Origin of the sequence: Streptomyces sp. CBMA29 (genome assembly GCF_014596445.1) — a bacterium.
In the GTDB taxonomy this organism is placed as follows: domain Bacteria; phylum Actinomycetota; class Actinomycetes; order Streptomycetales; family Streptomycetaceae; genus Actinacidiphila.
Genome location: NZ_MECL01000154.1, coordinates 22,533 through 43,794 on the forward strand (window position 1 = coordinate 22,533; position 21,262 = coordinate 43,794).

Annotated in this window: 16 protein-coding genes and 2 tRNA genes; 15 read left to right on the top strand and 3 right to left on the bottom strand. The window is 71.9% G+C overall.

Annotated elements, in window-relative coordinates; genetic code table 11:
• Positions 1 to 16: 16 nt before the first annotated feature.
• The gene (locus BGM09_RS20530; RefSeq protein WP_188283117.1) at positions 17 to 1,285 is read left to right on the top strand and encodes a hypothetical protein; all 1,269 of its coding nucleotides are present in this window, start codon (positions 17 to 19) and stop codon (positions 1,283 to 1,285) included.
• Here BGM09_RS20530 and BGM09_RS20535 read toward each other — a convergent pair.
• Positions 1,179 to 2,312: a M48 family metallopeptidase gene (locus tag BGM09_RS20535; protein ID WP_317452797.1), complete on the bottom strand. Its 1,134-nt coding sequence runs from the start codon at positions 2,310 to 2,312 to the stop codon at positions 1,179 to 1,181. The genes BGM09_RS20530 and BGM09_RS20535 overlap by 107 nt on opposite strands.
• A 144-nt stretch (positions 2,313 to 2,456) precedes the next feature.
• Here BGM09_RS20535 and BGM09_RS20540 point away from each other — a divergent pair, with 144 nt between their 5' ends.
• The 6 genes from BGM09_RS20540 (at position 2,457) to BGM09_RS20565 (ending at position 6,621) form a co-directional block, all read left to right on the top strand.
• Positions 2,457 to 2,603 carry a hypothetical protein gene (locus BGM09_RS20540; RefSeq protein WP_188283119.1) on the top strand — a complete coding sequence of 49 codons (147 nt, stop codon included), beginning with the start codon at positions 2,457 to 2,459 and terminating at the stop codon, positions 2,601 to 2,603.
• Entirely contained in the window at positions 2,600 to 3,208 is a 609-nt protein-coding gene (nadD, locus tag BGM09_RS20545; protein WP_411158342.1) for a nicotinate-nucleotide adenylyltransferase, read from the top strand. Before BGM09_RS20540 ends, nadD begins: the two co-directional genes overlap by 4 nt.
• A gap of 31 nt (positions 3,209 to 3,239) precedes the next feature.
• Positions 3,240 to 5,195 carry an LCP family protein gene (locus tag BGM09_RS20550; RefSeq protein ID WP_188283121.1) on the top strand — a complete coding sequence of 652 codons (1,956 nt, stop codon included), beginning with the start codon at positions 3,240 to 3,242 and terminating at the stop codon, positions 5,193 to 5,195.
• A gap of 177 nt (positions 5,196 to 5,372) precedes the next feature.
• Positions 5,373 to 5,807, top strand: a complete 435-nt coding sequence (rsfS, locus tag BGM09_RS20555) for a ribosome silencing factor (protein WP_188283122.1) — start codon at positions 5,373 to 5,375, stop codon at positions 5,805 to 5,807.
• Positions 5,804 to 6,457 (top strand): histidine phosphatase family protein, encoded by a 654-nt coding sequence (locus BGM09_RS20560; protein WP_188283133.1) that lies wholly within the window; start codon positions 5,804 to 5,806, stop codon positions 6,455 to 6,457. The genes rsfS and BGM09_RS20560 overlap by 4 nt, the downstream gene beginning before the upstream one ends.
• 91 nt (positions 6,458 to 6,548) lie before the next feature.
• A tRNA-Ala gene (locus tag BGM09_RS20565) sits at positions 6,549 to 6,621 on the top strand.
• Positions 6,622 to 6,709: 88 nt separating this feature from the next.
• On the opposite strand, the gene BGM09_RS20570 is transcribed toward BGM09_RS20565, so the two are convergent.
• Together BGM09_RS20570 and BGM09_RS20575 are read right to left on the bottom strand one after the other, a co-directional pair.
• Entirely contained in the window at positions 6,710 to 7,843 is a 1,134-nt protein-coding gene (locus BGM09_RS20570; protein ID WP_188283123.1) for an alkene reductase, read from the bottom strand.
• Between the two features lie 87 nt (positions 7,844 to 7,930).
• On the bottom strand, positions 7,931 to 9,289 hold the full coding sequence (locus tag BGM09_RS20575) for a glycosyltransferase 87 family protein (protein ID WP_317452799.1): 1,359 nt from the start codon (positions 9,287 to 9,289) through the stop codon (positions 7,931 to 7,933).
• A 133-nt stretch (positions 9,290 to 9,422) separates the two neighbouring features.
• On the opposite strand from BGM09_RS20575, the gene BGM09_RS20580 reads away from it, so the two are divergent.
• The 8 genes from BGM09_RS20580 to BGM09_RS20615 form a co-directional block, all read left to right on the top strand.
• Positions 9,423 to 9,495: transfer RNA gene (locus BGM09_RS20580), tRNA-Ala, on the top strand.
• A 227-nt stretch (positions 9,496 to 9,722) separates the two neighbouring features.
• Positions 9,723 to 11,510, top strand: coding sequence for a hypothetical protein (locus tag BGM09_RS20585; RefSeq protein WP_188283124.1), 1,788 nt, complete (start codon positions 9,723 to 9,725; stop codon positions 11,508 to 11,510).
• Between the two features lie 217 nt (positions 11,511 to 11,727).
• Entirely contained in the window at positions 11,728 to 13,692 is a 1,965-nt protein-coding gene (locus tag BGM09_RS20590) for a protease pro-enzyme activation domain-containing protein (protein ID WP_188283125.1), read from the top strand.
• 241 nt (positions 13,693 to 13,933) lie between these two features.
• Entirely contained in the window at positions 13,934 to 16,801 is a 2,868-nt protein-coding gene (gene leuS / locus BGM09_RS20595; protein WP_188283126.1) for a leucine--tRNA ligase, read from the top strand.
• A gap of 198 nt (positions 16,802 to 16,999) precedes the next feature.
• Complete coding sequence (locus BGM09_RS20600; protein WP_188283127.1) at positions 17,000 to 17,566, top strand: hypothetical protein; 567 nt, start codon at positions 17,000 to 17,002, stop codon at positions 17,564 to 17,566.
• Between the two features lie 169 nt (positions 17,567 to 17,735).
• The gene (locus BGM09_RS20605; RefSeq protein ID WP_188283128.1) at positions 17,736 to 18,581 is read left to right on the top strand and encodes a DegV family protein; all 846 of its coding nucleotides are present in this window, start codon (positions 17,736 to 17,738) and stop codon (positions 18,579 to 18,581) included.
• 511 nt (positions 18,582 to 19,092) lie between these two features.
• Complete coding sequence (locus BGM09_RS20610; protein ID WP_223187342.1) at positions 19,093 to 19,734, top strand: ComEA family DNA-binding protein; 642 nt, start codon at positions 19,093 to 19,095, stop codon at positions 19,732 to 19,734.
• The coding region (locus BGM09_RS20615; RefSeq protein ID WP_188283130.1) for a ComEC/Rec2 family competence protein at positions 19,731 to 21,262 on the top strand (1,532 nt) is incomplete at its 3' end. The genes BGM09_RS20610 and BGM09_RS20615, both read left to right, overlap by 4 nt.

Sequence of the window (21,262 nt, forward strand, 5' to 3'; positions counted from 1 at the left end):
GACTTAACCTTGTGATATGAGCGGGCCTGGAAATCCTCCTGAGGGCACGCCCGAGGGCGTCCCCGGAGGCGGTGAGGACGAGTACCGATCCGTCGTGTTCGACGAGTCGTTCGTCCGGGCTGCCCGCATCCAGGAGTTCTCCGCCCAGGAGCGGCTGGACGACGCCGACCGCGCGGTCCGCGTCCGGCACGCGCTGCCGCGCGGCCTCGCCCGGCAGGCGGTCGCCCTCATCACGCTCATCGTCGTCGCGTTCGGCTTCGCCATCTACATGGGCGTCAGGCACCCCTACAAGGGCCGCGGCCAGGACGCCACGGAACAGCTCAGGGCCACCGTCATCCCGCTGGTCCCGTCCGGCAAGGTCGCCTCGGTCTCCGCGACCGCGCCCTTCCGCGGACAGCGCGCGGAGGCGTACCGGGTCGGCGCCGAGGGCATCACGATGCCCGCGATCCACCGGATCGGCGACTTCGGCGTGGGCGAGGTGACGCAGGCGTTCAGTACCGCGAAGCTCTATCTGACCGACTCGTCTATCAGTCAGGAGACGGTCACCGGCGGCGATGTGAGCAGTGTCCGCGCCCTGCTCGACCCCGGGCAGCTCGACCAGTTCGACAGCAGCCTGAGCCGGCCGTACACCGACGGCACCCACGAGGCGACCGGCTGGCTGGTCCGCTTCGACCCGGCGGCGCGGGTGCGGCTGGTCCGGGACGGCATCCGCGTGCAGGGCACCCTGGACGCCATCGAGACCGGCGACGACGAGCTGGAGATCGCCGCGGACCACACCTTCGTCTACGCGCTGTACCGGCCGGGATTCGCCGACAACGCCGTATCGCTGTTCACCGTGCGCCGCCAGATGCGTTTCCACTTCAGCCACGCCGACCTGCGCCAGCGCCAGATCCAGGTCGTCCAGGCCGATGTGGCGGCGGGACCGCTGGCCTGCGGCGCGGCCGTACAGAACTACTTCCGGCCGATACTGGCCGGGCAGACGGCGCCCGGCGCGGTCTCCGGAGCCGATCCGTACCGCCACGACCGGCCGGTCGGCGCGGTCTGCGCCCCGCTGACCGACGCCACCTCCGGGCAGCCGCCGGCCACCGCGAGCGCGACGGGGCCGGGCGTGCGGCCGAACGCCACCTGGCTGCCGCGGGGCGCCACGGGCGCGCCCGGCGCGCAGGGAAGCCCCTCGGTCAGCCCATCCCCGGCTGCGGCTCGGACGGCGGCCCCGAGTCCTCGGGCGAGTCGCCCGAGCCTTCTGACGCCTCCGCCGCCCCGTTCGTCGAGCCCGAGCCTGTGAAGCGGTCGCGCAGCTTGCCGCCGATGTCGCCCGCCCCGGACGAGATGTCCCGGATCAGCCCCATCAGCGGGTCCTTGCTGCTCTTCACCGTATCGGCGTAATGCGCCGCGGACTCCTTGAAGGAGTCGTACACCGAGGTGTCCTTGTCCTCCTCGCGCCGCGGGTAGTGGCCGTCCATCAGCCGCTGGTAGTCCCGGCTGCCCGCCCACTTGCGCAGCTCGGCGGCGCGCACCGTGGTGAACGGGTGGCTGCGCGGCAGCACATTGAGGATCTTCAGCACCGAGTCGCGCAGATCGCCCGCCGCCTCGAACTCGTCGGCCTGCTTCAAGAACGCGTCCACGTTCATCTCGTGCAGATGGTTGCCGCCCGCGATCTTCATCAGGCCGCGCATCGACGCCTGCACGTCCTGACCGACCAGCAGACCGGCGCGGTCCGCGGACAGCTCCGACTTGCGGAACCACTCGCGCAGCGCGGTGACGATCGCCAGGATCGCCAGATTGCCCAGCGGGATCCACGCCACGCGCAAGGCCAGGCTGGTGAGGAACAGCAGTATCGTCCGGTACACCGAGTGGCCGGACAGCGCGTGGCCCACCTCGTGGCCGACGACCGCCCGCATCTCCTCCTCGTCGAGCAGCTCGACCAGGCCGGTGGTGACCACGATGATCGGCTCGTCCATGCCGATGCACATCGCGTTGGGCTGCGGGTCCTGCGTCACGTACATCGCCGGGACCTTTTCCATGTCCAGGATGTAACAGGCGTCCCGCAGCATCGCGTTGAGATGCGCGAACTGCTCGTCGCCGACCCGCACCGAGTCCGACAGGAACAGCAGCCGCAGTGACCGCTCGGGCAGCAGACCGCTGAGCGCCTTGAAGACCGTGTCGAAGCCGCTGAGCTTGCGGAGCGCCACCAGCGCGGACTTGTCGGCCGGGTGCTCGTACGCCCGCGACGAGATGCCGGGGAAGCGCTTGCGGTTGCGCCCCGGCAGGTTCTTCTGACCGTCCTGCGTGTCGTTCGGTCCATTCGGCACGGACATACTGGCCCAACCCCCTGATAGCCAACCGGTACATACTCTGGACGCGCGGAGCCTGCGCGAAGTTCCCTTCCGCCCGCCCGTACGATGTGCCGAGAGTCTTCTCCCCCGTCCCCGATATCGCAAAGGGTCCCGCTGATCATGTCGTACAACGCAGCCTCCGCCCTGACCACACTCGCCGAGGGGGGCGGCAACCACAACAGCCTCAGCCCGTACCTGACCGGCTTCGGCGCTCTCGGCGCCCTGCTGCTCCTGCTGTGGATCGTGACCCGCTTCAACCGGGACTGACCGTGCCGGACGCGAAGCACCGCATCGGGGTGATGGGCGGCACCTTCGACCCCATCCACCACGGGCACCTGGTCGCGGCCAGCGAGGTGGCCAGTCTCTTCCACCTCGACGAGGTGGTCTTCGTGCCGACCGGCCAGCCGTGGCAGAAGAGCGACCAGCAGGTGTCCGCCGCCGAGGACCGTTACCTGATGACGGTGATCGCCACCGCGTCCAACCCGCAGTTCTCGGTCAGCCGCAGCGACATCGACCGCGCGGGCAAGACGTACACCATCGACACCCTGCGCGACCTGCGTGCCGAGCATCCCGGCGCCGAGCTGTTCTTCATCACCGGTGCCGACGCGCTCTCGCAGATCTTCTCCTGGCGGGACGCGGAGGAGCTTTTCTCCCTCGCGCACTTCATCGGGGTCACACGCCCCGGGCATACTCTGTCGGACCCGGGCTTCCCCGAGGGCGGGGTCTCGCTCATGGAGGTCCCGGCGCTGGCGATCTCCTCCACGGACTGCCGCCAACGGGTGGCCAAGGGGGATCCTGTCTGGTACTTGGTTCCGGACGGTGTAGTGCGCTACATCGACAAACGCGCGCTGTACCGGGACGCGACCGGGTAGCTCCGCAACGAACCACGTGAAGGGGTTCCTCGTGAACGACGCAAACCCCCGTTGGCAGCAAGCCGAGGGCGGTCCTGAGAACGAGAGAGACCCTTACGCGCAAGACCCCTACTACCAGCAGCAGTCCTACGGTTACGACCCGTACGCACAGCCCCATCCCGCACAGCAGCAACAGGGGCAGCAGCCGCAGCAACAGGCCGCTCAGCAGGCACCGCCGCACGTCCCCCAGCAGCAGCCGCACCCCGGTTACCAGGACCCGTACTACGGCGACCCCTCGCAGACCTACGTCGGCCAGCAGCAGGGCTGGATCCCGCAGCAGCCGCAACAGCCGTACTACGAACAGGGACCGGGCCCCGGCGGCTACGGACACGGCCAGGGCCAGGCGCCGGGCCAGGGTCAGGGCCAGGGTTACGGCGCTGGGCAGCCGCAGGCGTACGACACCGGCCAGCACACCGGCTACGAGACCGGCCAGCAGCCCCCCGTGTACGACACCGGCCAGCACGCGGTCTACGACACCGGTCAGCAGCAGCCCGTCTACGACACCGGTCAGCAGCCGGTCTACGAGACCGGCCAACAACCGGTTTACGACACCGGCCAGCACGCCGTGTACGAGACCGGGCAGCAGCCCGTGTACGACACCGGGCAACAGCAGGTTTTCCACGAGGAGCCCGGGACGCGGCAGGCGCCGGCCGCCGCGGGCGGGGCGAAGGGGCCCGACGGGCAGTATCTGACCGAGCAGTTCGCCTTCATCGACGAGGAGTCGGAGGAGTCGGAGGAGGTCATCGACTGGCTGAAGTTCTCCGAGTCGCGCACCGAGCGCCGCGAGGAGGCCAAGCGGCGCGGCAAGAACCGCAAGGTCGGCCTGATCCTGCTGGTCGTGCTGGCGATGCTCGGCGGCGTCGGCTACCTGTGGCAGGCGGGCCAACTGCCCGGCCTCGGCGACTCGAAGGGCCCGGCCGCGGCGGCGGGCGGTGCGCAGAAGCGCGACGTGATAGTCGTCCACCTCGTGCCGGTCGACAAGGGCGCGCCCGCCACCGCGCTGCTGGTGGACAACGAGACCAAGGGCCGCGGCACGACGGTCCTGCTGCCCAACTCCCTCAACGTCACCACCGAGGACGGCACGTCGACCACCCTGGACAAGGCGGTCGGCGACGGCGTCGGCCCGACCAGGGACGCACTCAACTCGCTGCTCGGCTCCGACATCAAGGGCACGTGGCGGCTGGACACCCCGTATCTGGAACTGCTGGTCGACTCGCTCGGCGACGTCTACGTCGACACCGACGCCGAGGTGAAGGGCACCGGCAAGGACAAGGGCAAGACGCTGGTCCGGCAGGGCAAGCAGACCGAGCTGACCGGCCAGGCGGCCGTTGCGTACGCCACCTACCTCGCGCCGGGCGAGCCGCAGACCAAGCAGCTCAGCCGGTTCGGGCAGGTCATGCAGGCGCTGCTGAAGAAGATGCCCAGCGACGCGCCGTCCGCGACCAAGACCGTCCAGTCGCTGGCCCAGATCCTCGACCCGTCGCTGACCGACCAGCAGCTCGGCGCGTCGCTCGCGCAGCTCGCGGAGCTGGCCAAGACCGGCGCGTACGACACGGCGATGCTGCCGGTGCAGAAGGACGGCACGCTCACCGCGAAGACCAGTGACAGCGTCGTCAAGGACATCCTCGGCGGCACGGTCAAGACCTCCGACGCGACCGCGCAGGCCCGGGTGCAGATCAAGGACGCCACCGGCGACCAGAAGTCGGGCCCGATGGCGCAGGCCGCGATCGTCAACGGCGGCACGTACACCTATGTGCCGGGCGGCGCGGCGGACAAGACCCAGGCTCTCTCGCAGATCCTCTACGGCGACGACGCGCGGCTGGCCGCGGCCAAGGACGTCGCGTCCACACTGGGGCTGCCCGCGAGCGCGGTGAAGAAGGGCACGGTGCCGGCGACCGCGGACATCTCGGTGGTGCTCGGCAAGGACTACAAACAGACGGGCCAGTGAGCACCTGCCACGGGCCCCGTCCGCCGGCGACCGGGGCGCGGCAGCCCGCCGCGCGGTGACCGGCACACGGCAGCCCGCCGCGCGGTGACCGGCGCGCGGTGATCGAAAACGGGTCGGGGGCTGTCCGAGGGTCGTGAGACCCTTGGGTGACCAGCCCCCGACCCGAAAGTCTCCTCAGTGACCGCCACGGACCGTTCCATCGAGCTGACCCGTACCGCCGCCCAGGCCGCGGCCGACAAGCTCGCGCACGACATCATCGCCTACGACGTCAGCGACGTCCTCTCCATCACCGACACCTTCCTGGTGGCCTCCGCGCCCAACGACCGACAGGTCAAGGCCATCGTCGACGGCATCGAGGAGACCCTGGCCAAGGAGCTGGACGCCAAGCCGGTACGGCGCGAGGGCGAGCGGGACGGCCGCTGGGTGCTGCTCGACTACATCGACATCGTGGTGCACGTGCAGCACTCCGAGGAGCGGGTCTTCTACGCCCTGGAGCGGCTGTGGAAGGACTGCCCGGAGATCGAACTGCCGCAGGACGCGGTCGCGACCCGCGGCAAGGGTGCCGAGCACGCCCAGGCGCGGGAGGCGCAGGACGAGGGAGACCTGAACTGAACGGGAACAGGGGCGGCCGTGGCCGCCGGATCGTGCTCTGGCGGCACGGCCAGACGGCCTGGAATCTCGAACAGCGCTTCCAGGGCAACACCGACATCGAGCTGACCGCCGAGGGCACCGCGCAGGCGCGCCGCGCCGCCCGGCTGCTCGCGGCGCTGCGGCCGGACGCGATCATCGCCTCCGACCTGCGCCGGGCCGCGGGCACCGCCGCGGAGCTGGCCGCGGTGACCCACCTGCCGGTCACGCACTACGAGGGCCTGCGCGAGACCTTCGCCGGAGCCTGGCAGGGCCTGACCCACACCGAGATCGTCGAGCGCTACGGCGAGCAGTACGCGGCCTGGAAGCGCGGCGAGCCGGTGCGGCGCGGCGGCGGCGAGCTGGAGACCGAGGTCGCCGACCGGGCCGCCCCCGTGGTGCTGACCGCCGCCGACAAGCTCGCCGACGACGGCGTCCTCGTCGTCGTCAGCCACGGCGGCACCATCCGCACCACCATCGGACGGCTGCTCGGCCTGGAGTCCACGAGCTGGGAGTCGCTCGGCGGCCTGACGAACTGCTGCTGGTCCGTCCTCGGCGAGGGCGCCCGCGGCTGGCGGCTCCTTGAGCACAATGCGGGCACACTGCCGGAACCGGTCCTCGGCGACGACACCTGAGCGCTCCCTCGCGCGGCGGTGCAGCGGATTTCGTTTCCGGCGCGCTCACCGGCTATGCTTCTTCTCGTCGCCGGGAAACCCGCGCCGACGCGGGGCTGTAGCTCAGTTGGTAGAGCGCTTGCATGGCATGCAAGAGGTCCGGGGTTCAATTCCCCGTAGCTCCACACGCGACGTACGAAGATCCCGTTCCCTCACTGGGGGAGCGGGATTCTTCCGTTCCGGCCCTCCCGCGTGGCCTGCGCCTGTGGCGTCCTACGCGTCGTGCGCGGCCTGCGCGGCTTCTGCGGCCTCCGCGTCGTCTGCGTCGTCCGCATCGTCGGCGTCCAGGAACGGGTAGTCGGTGTAGCCGCGCTCGTCGCCGCCGTAGTACGTGGCCCGGTCCGGGGTGTTGAACGGTCCGCCCGCGCGGAGCCTGCGCGGCAGGTCGGGGTTGGCGAGGAAGAGTGCGCCGTACGAGAGCAGGTCGGCGGTGCCGTCCTCGATCAGTGCCAGCTCCTCCGGGCCCGAAGGGCGGCCGACCGTGCGGGCGCTGAGCATGAGGGCGCCGGAGAAGCGTTTGCGCAGCTCCAGGGTGAGCGCCCGGTCGTCGTTCTCGATGAGATGCAGATACGCGGGGCCGACCGCCTCGATCGCCTGGACCAGCGCGACATACGTCGGTCCCGGCTCCGGCTCGTGGAGGTCGCCGAGCGGATTGCCGGGCGAGACGCGCAGGCCCGTACGGTCGGCGCCGATCGCCCCGGCCACCGCCGTGACCAGCTCGACCGCGAAACGTATCCGACGCTCGGGGGAGCCGCCCCAGTCGTCGGTGCGCACATTGGAGTTGGGCGCGAGGAACTGGTGCGCCAGATAGCCGTTGGCCGCGTGCACCTCGACACCGTCGAAGCCCGCCGTGATCGCGTTGCGGGCCGCGGCGGCGTGGTCGGCGACGGTCTGCCGGATGCCGTCCTCGGTCAGCTCCTCGGGGACGACGAATTCCTTCGGCCCGTCCTGCGTGTAGACCGTGCCCCGGGCGGCGACGGCCGAGGCGCCGACCGGTACGAGGCCGTCGGGCAGCAGCGACGGGTGGCCGATCCGGCCGGTGTGCATGAGCTGCGCGAAGATCCGGCCGCCCGCCGCGTGCACCGCGTCGGTGACCCGGCGCCAGGCGGCGATCTGCTCGTCGCTGTGCAGACCGGGAGTGTCGGGATAGCCCTGGCCGACGGGGGAGGGCTGGGTGCCCTCGGTGACGATCAGCCCGGCGGAGGCGCGCTGCGCGTAGTAGCGCACGGCGGCGTCGGTCGGGGCGAGTCCGGGACCGTACGCCCTGCTGCGGGTCATCGGTGCCATGGCGATACGGTTCGGCAGCCGCACACCGCCGAGGTCGAGGGGGTCGAACGCGGTGGTCAAGGCGGTCTCCAGGCTCGTCCGGCGGCGGGGCTCGTAGTCGGCCGAAAGCCACCGTAGCCGGGGATCCGCCCCGGAAATGTTGAGGATTCATGAACTTCCGGCCGGAGCGGCCGGGGCCGGGGCGGGGGCCGTGACCAGGGGCGGCGCGGAATCGGGAGGCGAAGCCGGAATCGGCGCCGGAAGACGGCTTTCGGCGGTTGACACGCGCCTGGAGGGCATGGTGTACAGCGCGCGGACCGCCAGTGTGCCCGCCAGCGCCAGGAACGCCACGGCCGCCAGCGGATAACCGGCCGACAGCAGTATCTGCGGCCCGCTCTGCCGCAGCTCGGGCCGTCCGGGGCCGTGCGGCACCGCCCACAGCGCGAAGGAGCAGAAGAGACCGCAGGCCGCGGCCGTCCCGGCCGCCCACCGCCCGTCCTTGCGGCCCAGCGCCTCGGAGCCGAGCAGCACCAGTATCGGCACCGCCCACACCCAGTGGTGCGACCACGACACCGGACTGACCAGCAGCGCCGTCATCGCACAGGCCACCGCCGCCCACGCGGGCCCGTGCGGCAGCCGGTCCCCGGCCAGCAGCGCCGCGACGGCCACCGCGAGCCCGGCCAGACCCACCACGGCGGCGGCCACCAGCCAGACCGTCCCCGGGTCCCCGGTGTGCTGGAACCGGGCGACCACCCCGCGCAGCGACTGGTTGGCGGTGTCCTCCCCGAAGCCGGCCCGGTCCGGCGCGAGCACCACCCCGGTCCAGAACCGCCGCGAGTCGTACGGCAGCGCGAGCGCCGCGACCGCGGCCGTACCGGCGAAGGCGCCGCCGGCCACCAGTGCGCGACGCACATAGGGTGCGCCGCTTCCCTCCCGGCGCAGCGCCGCCGCCCCCGCCACGGCCAGGAAGACGGCGAAGAGCGCGGGCGTCAGCTTGATCCCGGCGGCGACCCCGATCCCGGCCCCGGCCCAGCGGTGCGCCGCGGGGCGGGTCAGGTCCCACAGCACCAGCACCGCGAGCAGCAGATTGACCTGCCCGTACCGCAGGGTCGTCCACACCGGCTCGCACCACACCGCCGCCGCGGCCACGGCGAGCACCACCGCGGCCCGCGGCGCGCGTACCGGACGGCCGGCCAGCCGCAGCGACAGCGCGACCAGCGCCACCAGCAGCAGCAGATTCCCGGCCGTCGCCGCCGTCCGCATCGCCCCGGGCCGCAGCCACGTCAGCGGCACGAACAGCAGCGCGGCGAACGGCGGATACGTCGTCGGCAGCCGCGCGTACGTCGCCCGCATCGCGTACAGGTCACCGCCGCCGCGTACCGTCCGGCCCTCGGCCCGGTACACCATGAGGTCGATCATCGACACGTGCGCGCCGCGCTGCGCCGCCCAGAACCCGGCGAAGGACCCGAGGCAGCCGACCCCGGCCGCGGTCACCGCCGCCGCCCGCCGCCGCCGTACCGCGCCCACGCCACCACGCTCCTCCCGCCGTCACAGAACCCCGAGGTCGGAGGCCCGCCGCCGGCCGGAAACGAGTTGGCGGTCCCGGCCCGCGGCCGTGTAATGTATCCCGAGTCGCCGGGCCCACCGCCCGACACCACGCGGGGCTGTAGCTCAGTTGGTAGAGCGCTTGCATGGCATGCAAGAGGTCCGGGGTTCAATTCCCCGTAGCTCCACGCGTGAGAGAGCGAGACCTGTCCGCGGAAGGCGGACGGATCTCGCTCTTTTCCGTTGCGCGGCGGCCGGCTCCCACCGGCGCCCGCGGGGCGCGGCTCCGGGGCCCGGCTCGGATCAGCCTCGGGACCGGTCTTCGGGACCGGCCGAGGGATCCGTCGCCTGACCGGCCTGACGGCTGGTCAACTACCCTGGGCGCACAGGGCGGAAGCGACGGGGGAGAGACCTCTTGGACCAGCTGGACTGGCAGTTGATCGACCGTGAGTTCCTCGCCGGTCGGCGCGAGGTCTCACGGGAGAGTCTGGTCCGCTACTTCGACGGTGCCCTGCCGACCTGGGAGACGGTGCTGGCGGACGTGCCGCGCCGCGAGGCGGTCTCACGTGTCACCGGGAATCTGCTGTACGAGCGCGGCTCGGCGAGCACCGTGCACCTGGTGGTGGGTCCGAGCGGCGAGGGCAAGTCGACGCTGATCCGGCAGGTCGCCGTCGATCTCGCGAGCAGCCACGAGGACTGGCGGGTGTACTGGCGGGACTCCGGCGACACCCTGGACCTGAAGTGGATCGCGGAGCTGGACCCGGACCGCAACACGCTCTTCGTCTCGGACGACGCGGAGAAGATCGCGACCGGCTGCTTCGACGTCCTGCGGCGGCTCGAGGGCCGCTCGGACCTGCACTTCCTGCTGGCCGCGCGGGACACCGACTGGCGGGCCGTCAGGGCCGACTCGCTGCCGTGGAACACGCTGAACGTCACGCCGAAGCGGATCGCCCTGCGCGGCCTCGGCAAGGACGGCCTGGACGCGCGGGAGATCGTCGAGGCGTGGACGCGGTCGCAGGCGCTCGGCCAGCTCGCCTCGTACAACCAGGTCGAGGACCGCGTGGCGGCGCTGCTGGCGGCGGTCCGCGGCGAGGAGGCCAGCATGGAGGACGGCGCGCTGCTCGGCGGCATGCTCCGGGTCCGCGTCGGCGACCGGCTGGACGGCCATGTGCAGCAGATGCTGGGACGCCTGGTCCACTACCCGCTGAGCAACGGCCGAACCCTCGCGTACGCCTTCTTCATGATCGCGGCCCTGCACGGCATCAATGTGCGGGAGATGTCGCCGCGGCTGCTCGCGGAGGCGCTGAACATCGACGTGAGCCAGGTCGAGGAGGAGATCGTCATCCCGCTCGGCGAGGAGGCGGCGGCGGCCCGCGCGGGCGACCGGCTGCTGGTCAGGCACCGCGCGGTCGCCGAGTCGGCGCTGCGCGTCGCGCGCAGCCTCGGCGTCGACATGAAGGACATCTACGCGCGCCTGACCCGCGTCGGCATCCGCGTGGCGACCAGACCAGGAAGCGGCCTGGACGCCAAGGAGTTCAGGTACATGTCGCAGAAGCTGAGCAGCTCGCCGGAGTACGCGATCGGCTCCGCCCGCGCGGCCGTGGAGGAGGAGCCCGACGACCTGCGCCGGGTGGTCAACCTCGTCGTGGTGCTGCGCCACAACGCCATGAACGAGGAGCTGACGGCGGTCGCGCGGGAGCATGTCGGCCGGATCCGTACGATGGTCAACTCCCGTGAGGCGGCCCGGCGGTTCTTCTACGAGTGGTCGATCGCGGAGGGCAAGTCCGGCCGTCCCGAGATCGCCTGCTGGCTCACCGCGGTGTCGCTGGCCGACCTGGCGTGGGCCGATCCGCTGCGCGACGAGCGGGACGTCGAGTGGCGGATGGCCGGTTTCGTACCGGGGTTCAAGGCGCTCGCCGCGCGCACCGGGGACGAGCGGTTCGCGCGCGGGGTGCGCGCGGTCGAGACGCTGCTGCGCGGCTGGCCGGTCAGCCCGCGTACCGAGCGGGACATGGTCATGTACCGCTCCTACGCCAAGAGTCAGGGCGTGCCGGAGATGGACCGCGACACCTGCCGTACGGAGTTGACGGCCGCGGTCGTGGCCGCCTGGCGGTTGCGGTCGCGTGAACTTCCCGACGTTCCCGCGGGATCGACCTTGCGCTTCCACCGGCTGTTCCAGAAGCTGGACGAGCACCCCGCCTGACCGGGCGGGCGGCCCCGACGGGCCCCGTGCCCGATCGGGCACGCGACCTGAACGGCCATACGCACGACGGGCGGTGGCTACCGTTCCTTGACCTGCTCTTGGGAAAACCATGCCCCTGACATGAACCGATCAGCGAAAGAGTGTCGCTCTGCGGTACCAGCCGTACGCATAGCGGCGACGCCGTACTTCGCGACAACTCGCTTCGCATGGGGGTTTCATGAGATTTGAGCGCAAGAGAACGCGTGTGGGACTGGTAGCGGCCGCCGCGCTGCCCCTGGTCGCCGGCGCGCTCGCGCTTGGCACCCAGTCCGCCACGGCCGACCAGCCCAGCGGACGCCAACTCCTCTCCGGCACCAAGCCGCAGTGGGCCACCACCCAGGCAGACAAGGGCGCGACCGCGAACACCGGCAAGGTGTCCGTCCGCGTCTATCTGGCCGGACGGGACGCCAAGGGCCTCGCGGCCTACGCCAAGTCCGTCTCCGACCCGAACTCGGCTGACTACGGTCACTACCTGACCACCGCGCAGACCCAGTCGCGCTACGGTGCGACGAAGGCCCAGATAGCCGAGGTCACCGACTGGCTGAAGTCCTCCGGCCTGAAGGTGACCGCGACCTCCCAGCACTACATCGCCGTGACCGGTGACGTGGCCGCCGCGGAGAAGGCTTTCGGCACCCAGCTCCACAACTACTCCAAGGCGGGCCACACTTACCACGCCCCGGCGACCACGGCGTCCGCGCCCGCCTCGCTCAAGGGCGCGGTGCTGACCGTCACCGGCCTGGACAACGCACCCAAGAAGTCCAGCCACGACGACACGCTGCCGCCTCCGGACGCGGTCTTCAAGAACGCCGGACCCTTCTCCACGTACTACGGCTCGAACACCAACAACAAGCTCCCCAACGCGTACGGCACCAAGGCGCCTTACGCGATCAAGGGCTACACCGGTGAGCAGCTCCGTGCCGCGTACGGCGCGGGCAAGTACACCGGCAAGGGCGTGACGGTGGCCATCACCGACGCGTACGCCTCGCCGACCATCGCCGCCGACGCCTCGAAGTACGCCAAGCGCAACGGCGACCAGAAGTACAAGAAGGGCCAGCTCTCGCAGGTCCTGCCGAGCGAGTTCACCAACACCGACGAGTGCGGCGCGTCCGGCTGGTACGGCGAGGAGACGCTCGACGTCGAGGCCGTGCACGCGGTCGCGCCCGACGCGAACATCGTCTACCTCGGCGCGGCCTCCTGCTACGACGACGACTTCCTCGACACGCTCAACAAGGTCGTGGACGGCCACCTGGCCGACATCGTCTCCAACTCGTGGGGCGACGTCGAGGCCAACGAGACCCCGGACGTGGCCGCGGCCTACGACCAGGTCTTCCAGCAGGGCGCTGTCGAGGGCATCGGCTTCTACTTCTCCTCCGGCGACGCGGGCGACAACGTCGCCTCGACCGGTGTGAAGCAGGCCGACACCCCCGGAAACTCCGACTGGGCCACCTCCGTCGGCGGCACCTCGCTGGCGGTCGGCAAGAACGACAAGTACAAGTGGGAGACCGGCTGGGGCACCGAGCGCGCCCCGCTGTCGGCCGACGGCAAGTCCTGGGTGGGCTTGCCCGGCCCGTACACCTCGGGCGCGGGCGGCGGCACCAGCAAGCTGTACGCGCAGCCGTACTACCAGCGCGGCGTCGTACCCGACTCGCTGGCGCTCGCCAACGGCGGCACCGTCAAGCAGCGTGTCGAGCCCGACATCGCCGCGGTCGCCGACCCGAACACCGGCTTCCTCGTCGGCCAGACCCAGACGTTCCCCGACGGGTCGCTCCAGTACAGCGAGTACCGGATCGGCGGCACCTCGCTCGCCGCGCCGGTGATCGCGGGCGTCCAGGCGCTGTCCCAGCAGGCCCGTAACGGCATCGCGATCGGCTTCGCCAACCCGCTCATCTACAACAAGTACGGCACGTCCGCGTACCACGACGTGACCGACCACCCGCTGGGCCAGGGCCAGGGTCTCGCCGTCGTGCGTGTCGACTTCGCGAACGCCTTCGACGCCTCGGACGGCACGATCACCTCGCTCCGTACCCTCGGTGCGGACGCGTCGCTGCACGCCACGGTCGGCTACGACGACGTCACCGGCGTCGGCACCCCGGGTGCCGACTACGTGAAGTCGTACCTGCCGCCGAAGAAGAACAAGCACTGACGTTCCTGACGGCACGGCGGGGCCCGTACCGGGGAGCGATCCTCGGTGCGGGCCCCGCCCCCGCTGCGGTAACCTGATGCCATGCGAGCTGTGAGCCTCCTGCTTAGCGAGCCGCGCTGACCGAGAACCCCGTCAGTGCGGCACCCCTCCTGCGCGAGGGGCTTTTTTGTTTCCGCAGGCAGCGACGGGCAGCAGGCTTCCGGGCCGCAGCCGTCAAGACATCGATGGAGTACCGAGGACGATGAGCGAGATCACCCCGGCCGCCGAGACGGCTGCGCCCCACCGCTACACGGCCGACCTGGCCGCGGACATCGAGGGCCGCTGGCAGGACTTCTGGCAGGCCCACGGCACCTACGAGGCGCCCAACCCGAGCGGCGACCTGGACGGCGACCCCGAGACGGCCGCGCGCCCCAAGAAATTCATCATGGACATGTTCCCGTACCCCTCGGGCGCGGGACTGCACGTCGGCCACCCGCTGGGCTACATCGCGACCGACGTCTACGCCCGCCACCAGCGGATGACCGGCCACAATGTGCTGCACACCCTGGGCTTCGACGCCTTCGGCCTGCCCGCAGAGCAGTACGCCGTACAGACCGGCACCCACCCGCGGGTCACCACCGAGGCCAACATCGTCACGATGACGGCGCAACTGCGGCGGCTGGGCCTGGGCCACGACAAGCGCCGCTCCTTCGCCACGATCGACCCCGGGTACTACCGCTGGACCCAGTGGATCTTCCTGCGGATCTTCAACTCCTGGTACGACGAGGAGGCCGCCCGCGCCCGCCCGATCACCGAGCTGGTCGAGCAGTACGAGGGCGGCGTCCGCACGACCCCCGACGGCCGCGCGTGGGCGGAGCTGACCGTCGCCGAGCGCGCCGGTGTCCTGGACGGCCACCGGCTGGCGTACGTCGCCCAGTCGCCGGTCAACTGGTGCCCAGGACTGGGCACCGTGCTGGCCAACGAGGAGGTCACCGCCGACGGCCGTTCCGAGCGCGGCAACTTCCCCGTCTTCAAGGCCAATCTGCGCCAGTGGATGATGCGCATCACCGCGTACGCCGACCGGCTGCTGGACGACCTGGACCTGCTGGACTGGCCCGAGGCCATCAAGCAGCAGCAGCGCAACTGGATCGGGCGCAGCGAAGGCGCGCGCGTCGACTTCCCCGTGGCCGGCGCCGACCGCCCGATCACCGTCTTCACCACCCGTCAGGACACGCTGTTCGGCGCCACCTATATGGTGCTGGCCCCCGAGCACGACCTGGTGGACGCGATCGTCCCCGACGCCTGGCCCGAGGGCACCCACCAAGTGTGGACCGGCGGCCACGCCACGCCCGCGGAGGCCGTCGCCGCGTACCGTAAATTCGCCGCCTCGAAGTCCGATGTGGAGCGGCAGGCCGACGCCAAGGAGAAGACCGGCGTCTTTACCGGCGCCTTCGCCGTAAACCCCGTCAGCGGTGAGAATGTCCCCGTCTTCATCGCGGACTACGTGCTGATGGGCTACGGCACCGGCGCCATCATGGCCGTGCCCGCCCACGACGTCCGCGACTTCGCCTTCGCCCGCGCCTTCGAGCTGCCGATGCGCTGCGTCGTGGCGCCCACCGACGGCCGCGGCACCGACCCGGCCCAGTGGGACGACGCCTTCGCTTCGTACGACGCGACGCTCGTCAACTCCGTCGGCTCCGGTGTGTCGCTGGACGGCCTGGGCGTGACCGACGCCAAGGCCGTGATCACCGCCTGGCTGGCCGACCGCGGCATCGGCGAGGGCACCGTCAACTACCGGCTGCGCGACTGGCTGTTCAGCCGCCAGCGCTACTGGGGCGAGCCCTTCCCGGTCGTCTACGACGAGGACGGCGTCGTGCACGCGCTGCCCGACTCGATGCTGCCCGTCGCCCTGCCCGAGGTCGACGACTACAGCCCCCGCACCTTCGACCCCGACGACGCGGACACCTCCCCCGAGCCGCCGCTGTCGCGCAACGAGGACTGGGTGACGGTCGAGCTGGACCTGGGCGACGGCGTCCGCACGTACCGCCGCGAGACCAACACCATGCCCAACTGGGCCGGTTCGTGCTGGTACGAGCTGCGCTACCTGGACCCGCACAACAGCGAGCGGCTGGTCGACCCGGCCATCGAGCAGTACTGGATGGGCCCGCGCGAGGGGCAGCCCGCGGGCGGCGTCGACCTGTACGTCGGCGGCGCCGAGCACGCCGTGCTGCACCTGCTGTACGCCCGTTTCTGGCACAAGGTGCTGCACGACCTGGGCCACGTCTCGTCCGTCGAGCCGTTCCACCGGCTGTTCAACCAGGGCATGATCCAGGCGTTCGTCTACCGTGACGCGCGCGGCATCGCGGTGCCCGCCGTCGAGGTCGAGGAACGCGACGGCGGCTGGTTCTACCAGGACCAGCCGGTCAGCCGTGTGCTGGGCAAGATGGGCAAGTCCCTGAAGAACGCCGTCACCCCCGACGAGATCTGCGCCGAATACGGCGCCGACACCCTGCGCCTGTACGAGATGGCGATGGGCCCGCTGGACGTCTCCCGCCCCTGGGACACCCGCGCGGTCGTCGGCCAGTACCGGCTGCTGCAGCGCCTGTGGCGCAACGTCGTGGACGAGGCCACCGGCGCGGTGACCGTCTCCGAGGCCGAGCCCGACGAGACCACGCTGCGCGCGCTGCACAAGGCGATCGACGGTGTCACCGGCGACATGGCGGGCCTGCGCTTCAACACCGCCATCGCCAAGATCACCGAGCTGAACAACCACCTGACGAAGACGGGCGGCCCCGTGCCGCGCGCCATCGCCGAGCCCCTGGTGCTGCTGATCGCCCCCCTGGCCCCGCACATCGCCGAGGAGCTGTGGAGCAGGCTGGGCCACACCGCCTCCCTGGTGCACGAGCCCTTCCCGGTCGCCGACCCCGCCCTGGCGCAGGACGAGGCCGTCGTGTGCGTCGTCCAGATCAAGGGCAAGGTCAGGGCACGGTTGGAGGTTCCTCCGACCATTTCCGACACTGAGCTGGAGGCCCAGGCGCTGGCCGACCCGGCCGTCGTCGCGGCGCTGGGCGGTGCGGCGGTGCGCAAGGTGATCGTGCGGGCACCGAAGCTGGTCAACATCGTGGTCTGAGGCCGCGGCTTCTTCGGAGGGGGCGCCGCTTCGCGGAGTGCGACCCTTAAGGGGCAGGTTGGGGGATCGGCCGGATCCCGTGGCCTGCCCCTCCCGTTTACGGTGGAGACGTCTACGGTGGAGGGAGGAGTGTCCGCCGTTCGAGGCGGGATTCAAGGCGGGATTCAAGGTTGGACTCGAGGTTGGAGGAGAGCGCCCGTGGAAATCGCAGGCTTCGTCGTCCTGGTGCTCTTCCTCGCCTTCGTCACGCTCGGGGTCGTGGCCACCGTCAAGACCGTGCGCGCCGCGCGCCGCGGTGTCGCCCGCGCCTCGGCCCAGGCGCGCCGCACCATCGAGGACACCCAGCTCAAGGCCCGCCGCTACACCACCACCGGCCCCGCGGGCCAGGTCGCGCAGCTCCGTATCGACCTGCGCACCGCCATCGACAGCACCTTCCGTGCCCTCGAACACGATCCGTCGCTCACGGAGGCCGCCGCCCTCATGGCCCGCCTCAACGACCACGCCCGCACCCTCGACCGCGAGCTGGCCCTCCTGGAGCGCGAGCCCGACCGCGCCCGCCTCGCCGCGCTCCTCCCCGAGCTCTCCACCCGCGCCCACCGCATCACCCACTCCGCGGACTCCCTGCGCTGGGCCGCCCAGGACCGCGCCCACCAGTTCGCCTCCGACGACCTCACCGCCCTCCGCCACCAGATCGACATCGAATCGGCCGCCCTCCGCCACTGGGAGCCGACGGCTCCGCCGAAGCTGAGCCCGACAGCGGAGTAGGCCCCTTGGCGGGGTGCCAGGAGCAAGCCCTTGGCGGGGCGCCAGAAGCCGAATTCAGCCCGTCCGGCGTTTGCGGGGCCACCTCCCCGCGGTAGCAGGGGGAGACTGGCCCGCCCGGCGATGAGGGTCCGAGTACCGCCCCGACCTGCGCACCGGTAACCTCCCCGTCATGTCCCCGCATGTCGCCATCGTCACGGATTCCACGGCCTACCTCCACCCCGAGGCCGTGCGCCGGCACAACATCTCCGTCGTGCCGCTCACCGTGGTAATCGGCGACGAAGCCCTCGAAGAGGGCACCGAAATCTCCGCCCCCGCCGTGGCGCGAGCCCTTCAGCGGCGCCACCCGGTCACCACCTCCCGCCCGTCCCCGGCCGAATTCGCCGCCGTCTACGAGGCCGTCGCCGACGCGGGCGCGGAAGCGATCGTCTCGCTCCACCTGTCCGGCGAGTTCTCCGGCACCTACGACGCGGCGCTGCTCGCGGCGAAGGAGGCGGCGGTACCGGTGCGGGTGGTCGACACCGGAATGGTCGCGATGGCGCTCGGCTTCACCGTCCTCGCGGCGGCCGAGACGGCGGAAGCGGGCGGCACCCCGGACGACGTCGTCGCCGCCGCGGAGAAGCGGGCCGACGCCACCTCCGCGTACTTCTACGTCGACACGCTCGACTATCTGCGGCGGGGCGGCCGGATCGGCGCCGCCCAGGCCCTGTTCGGTTCGGCTCTGGCCGTGAAGCCGCTGCTGCGCCTTGTCGACGGCCGGATCGAGCTGATGGAGAAGGTCAGGACGGCCTCCAAGGCGATCACCCGGCTGGAGGAGATCGTCGTCGAGCAGGCGGGCACCCGCCGGGTGACCCTCGCCGTCCACCACCTCGCCTCCGCCGACCGCGCGGCGGCCCTCGCGGACCGGCTGCGGGAGCGGGTGCCGGGCCTCGACGACCTGGTGGTCAGCGAGGTGGGCGCGGTGATCGGCGCGCACACCGGGCCGGGGCTGCTCGGGGTCGTCATTTCGCCGCACTGAGCGGGGCGGGTGCTCGCGGGGGCATGGGCGGCTCGGGGGGATGGGGACTTCGGTGGTGTGAGCGGTCGGAGGGTCCGTCGGCCGGGGGCCTGAATCACCCTCACGGGTGACGGAGTTATCCACAATCGCCGAGTTGTCCACAGATTCAGACCAAGATCATCTTTCGGCGGTGATCGGGTCCAGCATCGGACCCATGAACTCTCTGGAACCGATCCGCACCGCCATCCGTCCGCAACGAAAGTCCGGCCCCGACCCGGCCGAGGTGCGTGAACGCGCCGCCGCGCTGTTCGGTACGGCGGTGGAGCGCGGCGCGCGGGAAGGGCCGCCGGGGGCGCGGCTGGAACCATCGGAAGGGTCCGGGCCCGCGCCTGAGTCCTTGTCGGAGCCCACGGCTAAGCCCGCGCCTGCGCCCACGTCTAAGCCCTCGCCTAAACCCACGCCTGCGCCGCTGCCGCTGTCTGCGTCCGAGCAGCCCGCGGTGGCCGAGGAACCGACCGGTCCGGTACGGCGCTTGCGCACCTGGCTTTTCGTCCGCTGCGGGCTGGAGTTCAAGACGGTGCTGGCGCTGGTGGCCGTACTGGTCATCGCGGGTGGCCTCGCGGTGCAGCACTTCGTGGCGGGCCGCCCCCGCACGATCGCGGTGCCGCCACCGCTGTCGTCGTCGGGGAGGCCGCTGACGGCAGTCGGCGCCTCGGCCATGACCTCGACGCCCACGACGACCCCCGCACCGAAACTCACCGTGGACATCGCGGGCAAGGTCGCCGAACCGGGGCTACGGCGCCTGCCTCCTGGCTCCCGCGTCGCCGACGCCCTCTCCGCCGCGGGCGGCGCCCTCCCCGGCACGGACACCAGCACCCTCAACCTCGCCCGCCCCCTCACCGACGGCGAACAGATCCTGGTTGGCATTGCCCCGGCCCCCGGTGCCCCGGCCGTCCCCGGCGACCCCGCGGCAGTCCCCGGCTCCCCTGTCAGCCTCAACTCCGCCACCGCCGCCCAACTCGACGCCCTGCCCGGCGTCGGCCCCGTCCTCGCCCAGCACATCCTCGACTTCCGCACCCAGCACGGCTCCTTCACCTCCGTCGACCAGCTCCGTCAGGTCCCCGGCATCGGTGACCGCAAATTCACCACCCTCAAGCCCCTGGTCCACCCATGACCCGCCTCGCGGCCCGCGGCGACGACACCGGGGGCGCAGGACCCGCGGCGAGCGGGCGGGCCGCTGTGCACGCGGCGGCGGCTTCGCGGCTCGGGGCCGCGAACCCACGGCAGGAGGGGCCGCCGGACTGGCGGTTGGCAGGCCCCGCGGTGGCGGCGTGGGGAGGGGCGGCGGTCGGGCCGGGGCTGGGGACGCGCGTGGGGATCGGGCTGGTGCTGGCGGCGATCCTCGCGGGGGCGGCGCTGTTGCTGGCGGCCGGGGTGAGGGGCGGCGGGCGGCGGGAGTTGGGGGCGGCGCTGGCGGCGGTGGTGTTGTGCGGGGCGGTGGGGGCGGGCGCGGCCGTGCTCGGGGCGGCCGACCGGTATCGGGGGCCGGTGGCGGGAATGGCCGAGCGCGGGGCGGTGGCGGAGGTCGAGCTACGGGTGACAGGCGACCCGGCGGAGGCCCGCCCACGGGTGCGGGGAGCTGCACGGGCGCCACGGACGGCCGTCGTCGGGGGCGAGGCGTTACGGGTCGACGGCACGCGCGTCCGGACGCCGGTGGTGGTGCTGGCCGAGGGAGACGTCGGGAGGTGGCTGAAGCTGCTGCCGTCCACGAGGATCGCGGTCACGGCCCGGCTGGCCCCGGCGGACCGGCCGGGGGACAGGGCCGCCGCCCTCCTCACGGTGCAGGGACCGCCCCGCGTCCTGGCACCGCCGAGCCTGCCGCAGCGTGTCGCGGGCCGCCTCCGCGCGGGGCTGCGGGAGGCGAGCCGGCCGCTGCCCGCGGACGCCCGAGCGCTGTTGCCGGGGCTGGTCGTGGGCGACACCACGGGCCTCACACCCGACCTGAAGGCCGCCTTCCGGGCCACCGACCTCACTCACCTCACGGCCGTCTCCGGAGGCAACCTCACGATCGTCCTGATCCTGCTGATCGGACCGCCGGGCGTGGCGATCAGGGCCGAACGACGGGGCCTGGCCGCCTCCTTGGGGCTGCCGCTCCGGCTGACGGCGCTGCTCGGCACGGGCCTGACGCTCGGGTTCGTGCTGGTCTGCCGACCGGACCCGAGCGTGTTGCGGGCCGCCGCCTGCGGGCTGATCACGCTGCTGGCCATCGGCACCGGCCGCCGCCGGTCCCTGCTCCCGGCGCTGGCCGCGGCGGTGCTGCTGCTGGTGCTGTACGAGCCGGAGCTGGCCCGCTCCTACGGCTTCGCGCTGTCGGTGCTCGCCACGGGCGCGCTGTTGACGCTGGCGCCCCGCTGGAGCGAGGCGTTACGGGCCAAGGGGGTGCCGCCGCGGCTGGCGGAGGCGCTGGCGGCGGCGGGGGCCGCGCAGGCGGTGTGCGGCCCGGTGATCGTGCTGCTGTCGGCCCGCCTCAGCCTGGTCGCGGTGCCGTGCAATCTGCTGGCGGAACCGGCGGTGGGACCGGCCACGGTCCTCGGGTTCGCGGCGCTTGCGGTCGCCCCGGTCGCGTTGCCCGCCGCCCGCGCGCTGGCGTGGCTCGCGGGCTGGCCGGCCGGCTGGACCGCGGCGGTGGCCCGGCACGGCGC